The sequence below is a fragment of the Nocardia sp. NPDC060255 genome (genome assembly GCF_042727395.1).
Classification (GTDB): Bacteria; Actinomycetota; Actinomycetes; order Mycobacteriales; family Mycobacteriaceae; genus Nocardia.
This window is the reverse complement of sequence record NZ_JBHXAU010000055.1, coordinates 1-9,737: the sequence shown is the minus strand read 5'-3', so window position 1 is coordinate 9,737 and position 9,737 is coordinate 1. Positions and strand designations below refer to the sequence as shown.

Sequence of the window (9,737 nt, the reverse complement as noted above, 5' to 3'; positions counted from 1 at the left end):
GGATCCAGTGTTTCGCTCATCATCGATCCTTCCCGCCAAGCAACGCTCGGCGTGTCAGACCAAGATCAAATCCACCGTTTCCCGGACACTCCCGACGGGTATACCTATCCGGGCAAGTGCACCTAAGGACTTCCCAAGGTGACCTGTTCATGAAAGCTGAAGACCTACACAGGTTTTCTTGTGAGTAGTGTGGGCGCGTCGTGTGCCGTACCCGGCTTTAGGTGCACGTCAGGTGCGTGAAGTCGGGTTCCCGAGGTGGTCACCGGCTTGTGGTGGCGTTGAGAGAGTTTTCACGATCGAACAGAGTCGAATGGTTGCTGGTGAAGATCGTTGAGCGACCATATGACTCGACTCGATGCTCACCCCGGCGGTGGGGGGTGTTGCTCGCACACATGGTTGGTCCATCGCATGCCAGTTGAACGCCTGGGTGGGGTTGTGACGGATGGAAGTGGTGTGCGAAGCCCCAAACCGGTTCGGGGGGTTGGGGATTGGTTACCCGTTCAGGCGGGGGAAAGGGTGTTCGGCTTCGATTAGGTAGGCGAGTTCGAGGAGGGGGTGTTCGTTGCCTTGGGTGCTGGTGAATTGGATGCCGATGGGGAGGCCGGTGGGGGTTAGGCCGGCTGGGATGGTGATGGCGGGGGTGCCGGTGATGTTGTTGATGGGGGTGAATGAGACGTAGGTGCGTAGGCGGTCTAGTAGGTCGTCGAAGGGGGTGGTGGGCTGAGGTGGCCGAGTTCGGGGGTTTCGCGGCCTAGGGTGGGGAGGAGGATGGCGTCGTATGGGCCGAGGGCGCGTTGGTATGTGGTGGCTGCGGTGCGTAGGCGGTGCAGCATGATGGGGGTGCGCCAGGCGGTGCGGAGGAAGTGGCGGCGTAGGCCGAGGGTGAGGTCGTCGAGGCGGGCGGTGTCGAAGTGGCGGTCGGCGAGCTTGCCGGTGGAGGCGACGAAGGTGGCCAGTAGGCCCCAGTACTGCAGGAACGCGGTTTCGAGCGTGTTGTCGAACGGCATCGGCACTGGCTCGACGTGATGGCCGTGGGATTCCAGTGTGACGGCGACCTTTTCGACGGCGTCCCGGATCGGTCCGGCGGGCACCGGGCCGCCGATGTTCTCCAGCAGCAGTGCGACGCGTAGCCGTTTCGTTCCCGGTCCCTCGACGTACCCGATCGGTGGCAGCGCGGGATTATGCCAATACTGTTCCGCCGCAGCGGTATACGCGGCGGTATCGCGTACCGTCCTGGTCAGTACGCCTTCGCTGACGATATTGACGGGTAGCTTGCGCGCCATCGCCGAATCGATGTGCCGACCCCTGCTCGGCTTCAGTCCGACCAGCCCGGCGCAGGCCGCCGGAATGCGGATCGATCCGCCGCCGTCGTTGCCGTGCGCGATCGGCACCACACCGGAAGCGACCAAAGCCGCCGACCCGCCGGACGAGCCACCCACCGAATAGCCGGTGTGCCAAGGGTTTCGGGTCGGCCGGGCGAACGGCGGCTCGGTGGTCGCGTTGAAGCCGAACTCCGGCAGCGTGCTCTTGCCGAGCACTGTCATTCCGGCACTGAGGAATTGGCGCGCATACGCGCCGTGTTCCCGCGCGGGTTTGGCCTGGAACGCTTGGGTGCCCTGGTTGGTCGGCATCCCGGCGATGTCGGCGTTGTCCTTCACGAACGTCGGGACCCCGTACAACCGCCCGGTCCGTTCGGCGGGCAGCAGTGGTTTCTCGTAACTCGCGTAAGCGACCGCGGCCAACTCCTCGACCTGCCGTGCGCGTGCCACCGCCGCCGCGGCGAGCTCGCGCGGGCTGCGTTCCCCGCTGCGCACGAGCTCGGCCAAGGCGACCGCGTCGTGTTCGCCGAGGGCGTCGTCGGCGAAGGAGTGGATGCGGGTGGGTTGCGCGTCAGCGGTCACTCTTCGAATCTAGCCGCGCGCCACGCGGCGGACCGTCTGTCCAGTGGCGGCCGTCACGCGCATACGGTGGAACGGCAACCCCGCTTGACGATCAGGAAGGAAGGACATGGTCCTGTCGGTCTCCGACCCGCTGCCGCCGCAGGGGCGAATCGGCGCGCTGCTGTTCGCGCTTCCGCCTGCGGGTCGGCGCTGGAGTCCCGGTCTGCGGTCCGCACTGGCCTTCGCGCTGCCTGCCGCGGTGGTCGTCGCGACCGGGCACCCGCAGCAGGCGTTGTTCGTGCTGTTCGGTGCCTTCGCGGTGATGTACGGAGAGCGCAGGGCGTATCGCATGCGCGCAGGCGTGGTGCTTGCCGCAGGTCTCGCGCTGCTCGCTTCCTGCGGTGTCGGCGCCATGCTCGGGCACGGGCTCTCCGGTGGAGTCGGCGCTTCGCTGCTCACGGTGGCCCTGCTGACGGTCGTCGCGGTCGTTGCCGTGTACGCGATCGACGCGCTGCGGCTCGGCCCGCCGGGTGCCTTGCTCTTCGTGATCGCCTGTGGCGGCGCGATGATGGCCGCGGAGGCGGGCGTATCGACAGCGGCCCTGTTGTCCTGCACGGCATTCGGTGTCGGCGCGTCGGTGCTCGCATCGATGGCCGGAGTGCTGCGTGATCGGCGCAAGCCCGAGCGGGTAGCCGTCGAAGCCGCGATCCGCGCGGTCGACTCCTACTTGTCGGCGCGGGCATCCGGCCAACCCGCCATCGACCTGCGTCATCAGGCGGGCGGTGCGGTAGCCGAGGCCTGGGCTGCGGTCTATGACGCGGGACTGCCGAGCCGAGCACCGGATTCGGAACTGCTGGCCACCTTGGTCGCGGCTCGCCGCCGACTCGCCGGTCCGGCCTACGACGACACCAACGACCTGGTCGTCGACCCGCTGATCTCGTTCGTCCGCCCCGGCGTCTGGTTCCGCCTGCGCCGCTCACTGTCCTTCGATTCGCACGCGACCATCAGCGCCTTCCGGGTCGGCATCGCCTGCCTGGTCGCCGGCGGACTCAGCGCGCTGCTCGGTCAGGACCGGCCGCACTGGGCCGTGTTCACCGCGCTGATGGTGTTGCAGATCGGCCCCGATCGAGTCCGCGGCAAGGTGCGCGGCATTCACCGCTTCGTCGGCACGGTCGTCGGTTTGGTGCTCTTCGGCGTGGTGCACCAGCTCGCGCTCACCGGTTACGCCCTCATCGCGCTGGTGGCCGCGCTGCTGTTCTGCATGGAGCTGTTCGTGCCGCGCAACTACGCGCTCGCCGCGATCTTCATTACTCCGATCGCACTGCTCGCGGTCGGTTCGACGCCCGACGGTGCGGTCGCGCCGCTGATCCGAGATCGCTTCGTCGAGACAGTGATCGGCGTCGCCGTCGCGGTGCTCGTCCCGCATGTCGTTGTCCCGCGCGCCCATCGACGCACCTTCCGCTGGATCGAAATTCGAGTCTGCGCGGTAGCCCGAGCCCTGCTGAAGCTGTCACGCACCGAGCCCGCCGGAGCCCCCGCGGTCGCGCTCATCCAACAGCTGCAATTCGAACTGGTCGGTGTCGCCCGCACCGGAATCGACTCGGCCACCGAGGATCTGCAATGGACCACCGCGCACTGGCCCACCCACGCCGCCACCGCACACCTCGGCTACGACCTGCTCGCCGCCTACTGGGAGCTGCCGCCCGGCGCAGTGCTGGCCGACCCGGACCGCTGGGACGCCGCCTTCGACGCACTGACACCACTTTCCGACACCCGGTAACGACTGCTTACTGCTGCTAGCGTTCGAGCATGCAGGACAGTGTGACAGTGCGAATGGCCGCGCCCGCCGACAAGATCTGGCCGCTGGTCAGCGATATCACGAACACGGGACGGTTCAGTCCGGAGACCTTCGCGGCCGAATGGCTCGGCGGCGCTACCGAACCCGCCGTCGGGGTGAAGTTCCGCGGACACGTCAACCGCAACGGCTGGGGTCTGAAGTACTGGACCGTCTGCCGGATCATCACCTGCGAGCCGGGGCGAGAATTCGCGTTCACGGTGCTCGGGCCGGGCGGGATATCGATCAATACTTGGACTTATCGATTCGAGCCGGTCGAGGGCGGCACCGACGTCACCGAATCGTTCCACCTGCACAGCAACCCGGTGTTGCGGGTGTACTCGCTGCTGGCCGGTCGGGCGCGCACCAAGACGAACGTCGACGGGATGCGCGAGACGTTGAACCGGATCAAGGCTTTCGTCGAATAGCGGTCAGTTCACGCAGGGGATATTGCCGCCGATCGTCGTCGTGACCGGCTTACCGGAGTCAGGGGCTGGATCGGCGGTTGTCGTCGGCGCGGTGGACGTCGTCGTGGCGGCGGTCGAGTCCGAACTCGAGCTCAACTCGGCCGGCATCGTGAAGTCGCTCCCGAGGACGACCTGAATGCGCCCGGCCTGGACGTTCGTCGAGGCGGTCGCCGTGAGTCCGCCGAGCGTCTCGGCCAATTGCGTGGCGTCCGCCTCGGCACCGGTGCCATAGGTCACCGTGGTCGTCGTGGTGCTGCTGCCCAGGTTGCCGACTTCGCCTTCGCGATAGCCGCGCTTGGTCAGCGCTGCGGACAGTTTCGCGGCCATACCGGCCACGCTGCCCGCGTTCTTCACATCGACCGTGCTGGTCGGCGGGTGCGCCGGTGTGCTGCTCGGTGTTTCGATCCCGAACGCGGCCCGCACTTCCTTCTTGATGGCGGCCGGATCGATGATGTTGACGTCCTGATCGTTGATGGTGTCGTAGCGCAACACCGGCAGCGTCCGGAACTCGACCGACATCGAGCCCGCACCGCCGAGGTTCTGCGCGAAATCGAGCAGGTCCCAGCCGTCGGACAGCACCACATCCTGGTGCGCCACCTTCATCAGGTCGGACAGCTTGGTCACGTTGGTCAGCGTCCCCGAACTCTTGAGCGACTTGGCGACCGAGGTGAGATACGCCTGCTGCCGGTGCGTCCGGTCGAGGTCGCCGTTGTCCAGCCCGTGCCGCTGGCGGACGAACGCGAGCGCGTCGGAACCGTTGAGGTGCTGCGGCCCGGCCGGGAACTTGGCGCCGGAGTAGTAGCTGTCGTCGACGGCCTTGTTCAGGCACACGTCGACGCCGCCCAGGGCCTCGGCCAGGTGGTAGAAACCGGCGAGGGCGACCTCGGCGAACCGGTCGATCGGCACGCCGGTCAGGTTGCGCACGGCGGAGACGATGGACGCGCGCCCGGCCTCGCGACCCGCGCGTTCCAGCGTGACCTGATCCTTCTCGCCGTTGGCGATCAGCTTGGCCTCCGCGGCCGCCTTCTTCAGACCGTACGCCTCTTTGATCTTGACGTGGTCGTAGCCGGGGATGTTGGAGACCGCGACATAGTCGTCGCGCGGGATGGAGAACGCGACGATGTGCTGCATGTTCGCCGGAACGTGCAGCAGGATGAGCGAGTTGGCGTTGTAGCCGCCCTCGTCGCCGTCGCCCGCGTGCAGCTGGTCCAGGATTTCCTTCGGCAGGTTGTTGCCGTTCTGGTCCTTGCGGGTGTCCAGGCCGATCAGCAGGATGTTGAGGTCGCCGCCCAGCGAGTGCGGTGCGTCGGCGCCGATCGCGTCCGTGCGGTTGAACCCGTTGTTGAAGTCGAGCTTGGCCGACCAGGCGAATCCGGTGCCGGAGAGCACCGCGAGCGCGGTGACCGAGACGACCACCCGGACCGCGACCTTCGCCGCCTGACGAGCCTTGTGCGGCTTTGCCGCGACCCGGCGCTGTTTCGGCGCGGCCCGACGATGCCGCGCCGGCCGCGCGGGCGGGTCGGTGACCCGGGCAAACTCGACTGTGTCGTCATCGTTCAACGCCGCAGACTCTGTGCCCTGCGCTCTTCTCGGCACTCGCGCCACGGATCGTTCCTCGCCGTCTTGTTCCTTGTCCGACTCGTTCGAGAGTACGCACGCGCGCGTAATACCCCGATCATCGGCGGTTATTTAGCGACAATCGGCACAGTCGCGCAGGCGCGTCGCACCGCGGCGCGGCGACCGCTGGCCGTGATCATCCCGTCGCCTCTAGGCTCGAGATCATGTCTGCTCCTGTGCTTCTCGTGCTCGGCGCCGGTCCCGGTGTCGGATTGGCTGTCGCCCGACTCTTCGCCGACGACGGCTATGCGGTGTTCCTGGCCGCTCGGCTGCCGGAGGAGGCCGAGCCGCTGGCCGCACAGTTGCGCGGTGAGGATTTCGACGCGGAGGGCGTCGGCGTCGATCTGTCCGATCCGGCCGATATCGCCCGGGTGGTGACCGCGGTGGGGGAGCAGCACGGCCGGATCGACGTGCTGCATTTCAACCCGAGTATGTTCCGGCAGTCGGATCCGCTGCAGCTGTCGGTGCCGGAGTTGATCGAGGACTTCACCATCGGCGCCGCCGCGCTGCTGCCTGCCGTGCAGTCGGCGCTACCGTTCTTCGCCGAGGGCGCGCGGGTGCTGGTCACCGGGAGTGCGGCGGCGGACAAGCCGTGGAATCAGGCCGCATCGCTCGGCGTGCAGAAGGCGGCGGTCCGCAATCTGGTGACCAGTTTGGATACCACCTTGGCGCCCAAGGGTTTTCGCGCCGTCGCGGTGCAGATCAACGGCGTGCTCGGCGAGGGTGCGTTCACCAGGGAACTGGTCGCCGAGGCGCTGCACGCCGCTGCTATTCGTCCCCTCGACGACTGGACGCCGCATGTCTCCTACGACGGCTGACTAGCGCGGCAGGATCGCCGCGAACTCGATCGGCATGTGTGCCGGACCGCGCAGGTTCACGTGTTCGCGATACACCGGCGGATCCGTGGGCAGCCGCGGCGATTCGACGCGTTGCGCGAACCGGGTGAGCGCCACCCGCGCCTCCAGCCGGGCCAGCGGAGCGCCGAGGCAGAAGTGGGCGCCGAGTCCGAAGGCGAGGTGCCGGTTGTCGCGGGCCGGGTCGAAGCGGTCCGGATCGGGGAACGCGGCGGGGTCGCGCTGCGCGGCGGCGACCAGCATCACCACCAGATCGCCGCGCCGGACGGCGAGCTCGCCCACCGTCAGGTCGTCGGCGGCGATGCGCGGGATCAGCTGGACCGGCGGATCGAAACGCAGCGTCTCCTCGACAACACCTTGTGCGCGTTCGGGATTCGCGCGCAGCGCGGCGAGTTCGCCGGGTCGGCGCAGCAGCGCGAGGGTCGCGTTGGCGATGAGGTTGACCGTGGTCTCGTGTCCCGCGACGAGCAGCAGCGCGCAGGTGGAGATCAGCTCGTCGTGGCTGAGCATGTCCCCGGCGTCCTCCGCCGCGAGCAGCTGCGACAGCAGGTCGGGTCCCGGTGTGGCGCGGCGACGTTCGGTCAGCCGCTCGAAGTAGATGCTGAGTTCGGTTCCGGCGCGCTGCAATTCGGCGGGATCGGCCCGATGCTCGGCGGCCTGTCGTGACGTCGGATCCAACGTGCGAGACAGCAGTGACGACCAATGACTCAGCTGCGCTTCGTCTTCCAGCGGTACGCCGAGCAGTTCGCAGATGACGGTCACCGGCAGCGGATAGGCGAACTCGGTGACGGCGTCGAAAGTCCCTGCCGCCGAGTGCTTGTCGAGAATGTCGTCGACGATCTCGGTGACTCGCGGTTCGAGCTGCTGTACCACCCGCGGCGTGAAGGCCTTCGACACCAGCCGCCGCAGCCGGGTGTGGTCCGGCGGATCGAGGAACAGAAACGACGGCTTCACCTGGTCCGCAGTGGTTTTCGTCGCGTCGTAGATCGGCATCGAGCCCAGTTGCAGCTTCGCCAGCGAGCGGTCGACGCTCACCCGGGGGTCGCGCAGCACCGCCGCGCAGTCGGCGTGGCCGGGCACGATGACCACCGGCGCGGTGCCGATCCGGAACGGCCCGCGTTCCCGCAACCGCGCGAACAGCGGATAGGGGTTCGGCCGCACCGCGGGATCGAGCAAACGGACGTAGTCGGCGCTCGACTCTTCTGCTGACGTCATTGCACTCCCACCTCAAAGGCTGGCGACCGGCGGCGCGTGGTCGAGTAGTATTATTCCGATACCAGCAGTAGGAATGCAATACCAACAGCGAATGCGAAGATATCCGGATGACCATCCGACGCCCGGCCGATGATTCGGTGACCCGCGTCGTCGAGCTGCTCGGCGACCGGTGGACCATCCTGGTCATCGCCGAGGCGTTCTTCGGCGTGCGCCGGTTCAGCGATTTCGCCCGCAACATCGGCATCACCAACCGCAACCTGCTCACCAGCCGCCTGCGCATGCTGATCGACGCGGGCATCTTCGCCCGCACCGACGAGGGCGGCGGCCGCGTCGACTATCACCTCACCGCCGCGGGCCGCGAGCTGTACCCGATCATCATCGCGATGTCGGCGTGGGGCGACCGGCACCTGGCCGACCCGGACGGTCCGCCGCTCATCCTCGAGCACCGCACCTGCGGACACCCGATCACGCCGCTGCTGGTGTGCGACCACTGCCGCACCGAACTCGATCCCCGCGACGTCGAACCGCAGCCCGGCCCCGGATTTCATCCACCCCCCGCCACCGAAGTGGCGAGCTGACGATCAGCCCAGGGCGAGTGCCGCGGCGGCGATCGCCTTGGCCGCCCGATCCACGTCGGTGTCGGTCGTGCGCCAGTTGCTGAACGCGGCCCGAATCGCCGGTGACCCGTCGTAAACCGTTGGCGTCACAAAGGTTTCGCCGGACTCGGCGATGGCATCGACCAGCGCGTGCACCCGCTCGGTAGTGGGCCGGTCGGTCAACGTGAAGCAGACGACATTGAGCCGGACCGGCGCGACGAGCCGGAGCAGCCCGGTCGCGACGAGCTGCTCGGCGAGGCTGTTGGCGCCGGAGATGTTGCGCTGCACGATATCCCGGTGACCATCGCGACCGTATGCGGTGAGCGAGAACCAAGCCGCGAGCGCACGCAACCGCCGCGAATTTTCGGGCACCAGATGCCCGAAATCCGGTGTGCCGGTGGGCGGGGTCAGATATGCGGCGGAATTCAGGAAGACGCGCAGCTGCAGATCCCGGTGCCGGGTGAACTGGACTGCCGCGTCGTAGGGCACGTTGAACCACTTGTGCAGATCGACACAGACCGAATCCGCCTCGCCGAGCCCGTCGACCAGCTCGGCATGCTCCGGTGTCAGCGCCGCGAACGCGCCGAACGCGCCGTCGACATGCAGCCAGAACGGATACCGTTGGCGCAGTGCGGCAATCGCGCGCAGATCGTCGAAGTCGACGGTGTTCACCGTGCCCGCATTGGCGACCACAATGGCGGGCCGACCGTCCAGCGCCGCGAGGGCCTCGGCCAGCCGGTCCACGTCGACGGCCTCCCGGCCGGGTATGGTCGGCACCAATTCCATACTGTCCCGGCCGATTCCGAGCATGGACAACGACTTGACGATGCTGGAATGCGGCGTCCCCGACAACACGTGCACCGGCCCCAGCGCGCCGACGCCCGCCTGCGCCACCGAGATTCCCAGCTGTTCGCCCAACCACTCCCGCGCGATCGCCAAGCCGACGAAGTTCGACATCGTCGCCCCGCTGACGAACGCCCCGGTGTGCTGTTCCAGTCCGAACAGCCCCCCGATCCAGTCCACCGTCTGATGTTCCAGCTCGATCGCCGCGGAATCCTCGCCCGACATCGCGTTCTGATCGAGCACCCCGGTCAGCCAATCGCCCGCGACCGCCGCCGGGGTGGCGCCACCGGTGACGAAGCCGAAGTAGCGCGGGCCCGCGCTCCCCGAGAACTGCGGCTCCCAGCGCTCGCGGAACAGCGCGAGTGCCCGGCCCAGGCCGATGCCGTGTTCCGGAAGTTGTCCGGCCCCCCACACGAGGCGGGGCCCCCCCA

The 9,737-nt window shown here is 67.7% G+C and carries 9 protein-coding genes; 4 read left to right on the top strand and 5 right to left on the bottom strand.

The annotated features are described in order from the left end of the window. Positions 1-492: 492 nt before the first annotated feature. Both ACFWF1_RS43940 and ACFWF1_RS43935 read right to left on the bottom strand, forming a co-directional pair. Complete coding sequence (locus tag ACFWF1_RS43940; protein ID WP_379322288.1) at positions 493-651, bottom strand: hypothetical protein; 159 nt, start codon at positions 649-651, stop codon at positions 493-495. A 41-nt stretch (positions 652-692) separates the two neighbouring features. Then, positions 693-1,901: an amidase gene (locus ACFWF1_RS43935; protein WP_379284880.1), complete on the bottom strand. Its 1,209-nt coding sequence runs from the start codon at positions 1,899-1,901 to the stop codon at positions 693-695. A gap of 106 nt (positions 1,902-2,007) precedes the next feature. On the opposite strand from ACFWF1_RS43935, the gene ACFWF1_RS43930 reads away from it, so the two are divergent. Further along, positions 2,008-3,660: an FUSC family protein gene (locus tag ACFWF1_RS43930; protein ID WP_379284881.1), complete on the top strand. Its 1,653-nt coding sequence runs from the start codon at positions 2,008-2,010 to the stop codon at positions 3,658-3,660. A 29-nt stretch (positions 3,661-3,689) separates the two neighbouring features. After that, the gene (locus tag ACFWF1_RS43925; RefSeq protein ID WP_379284882.1) at positions 3,690-4,142 is read left to right on the top strand and encodes an SRPBCC family protein; all 453 of its coding nucleotides are present in this window, start codon (positions 3,690-3,692) and stop codon (positions 4,140-4,142) included. 3 nt (positions 4,143-4,145) lie between these two features. Here ACFWF1_RS43925 and ACFWF1_RS43920 read toward each other — a convergent pair whose 3' ends face one another. Then, the gene (locus ACFWF1_RS43920) at positions 4,146-5,741 is read right to left on the bottom strand and encodes an LCP family protein (protein WP_379284883.1); all 1,596 of its coding nucleotides are present in this window, start codon (positions 5,739-5,741) and stop codon (positions 4,146-4,148) included. Between the two features lie 221 nt (positions 5,742-5,962). Between ACFWF1_RS43920 and ACFWF1_RS43915 the strand changes: the two genes are divergently transcribed. Then, entirely contained in the window at positions 5,963-6,616 is a 654-nt protein-coding gene (locus ACFWF1_RS43915) for an SDR family NAD(P)-dependent oxidoreductase (RefSeq protein WP_379284884.1), read from the top strand. Here ACFWF1_RS43915 and ACFWF1_RS43910 read toward each other — a convergent pair whose 3' ends face one another. After that, positions 6,617-7,867 (bottom strand): cytochrome P450, encoded by a 1,251-nt coding sequence (locus ACFWF1_RS43910; RefSeq protein WP_379284885.1) that lies wholly within the window; start codon positions 7,865-7,867, stop codon positions 6,617-6,619. It abuts the gene before it with no gap. 107 nt (positions 7,868-7,974) lie between these two features. Between ACFWF1_RS43910 and ACFWF1_RS43905 the strand changes: the two genes are divergently transcribed. After that, entirely contained in the window at positions 7,975-8,445 is a 471-nt protein-coding gene (locus ACFWF1_RS43905) for a winged helix-turn-helix transcriptional regulator (protein ID WP_379284886.1), read from the top strand. Positions 8,446-8,448: 3 nt separating this feature from the next. Here ACFWF1_RS43905 and ACFWF1_RS43900 read toward each other — a convergent pair. Beyond that, on the bottom strand, positions 8,449-9,737 hold a 1,289-nt coding region (locus ACFWF1_RS43900), incomplete at its 5' end, for a pyridoxal phosphate-dependent decarboxylase family protein (protein WP_379322287.1).

Bases quoted from the DNA above. Each gene is read 5' to 3' on its own strand.
- ACFWF1_RS43905 (WP_379284886.1), top strand. From the start codon at position 7,975: ATGACCATCCGACGCCCGGCCGATGATTCGGTGACCCGCGTCGTCGAG.
- ACFWF1_RS43925 (WP_379284882.1), top strand. From the start codon at position 3,690: ATGCAGGACAGTGTGACAGTGCGAATGGCCGCGCCCGCCGACAAGATC.
- ACFWF1_RS43915 (WP_379284884.1), top strand. From the start codon at position 5,963: ATGTCTGCTCCTGTGCTTCTCGTGCTCGGCGCCGGTCCCGGTGTCGGA.
- ACFWF1_RS43910 (WP_379284885.1), bottom strand. From the start codon at position 7,867: ATGACGTCAGCAGAAGAGTCGAGCGCCGACTACGTCCGTTTGCTCGAT.
- ACFWF1_RS43930 (WP_379284881.1), top strand. From the start codon at position 2,008: ATGGTCCTGTCGGTCTCCGACCCGCTGCCGCCGCAGGGGCGAATCGGC.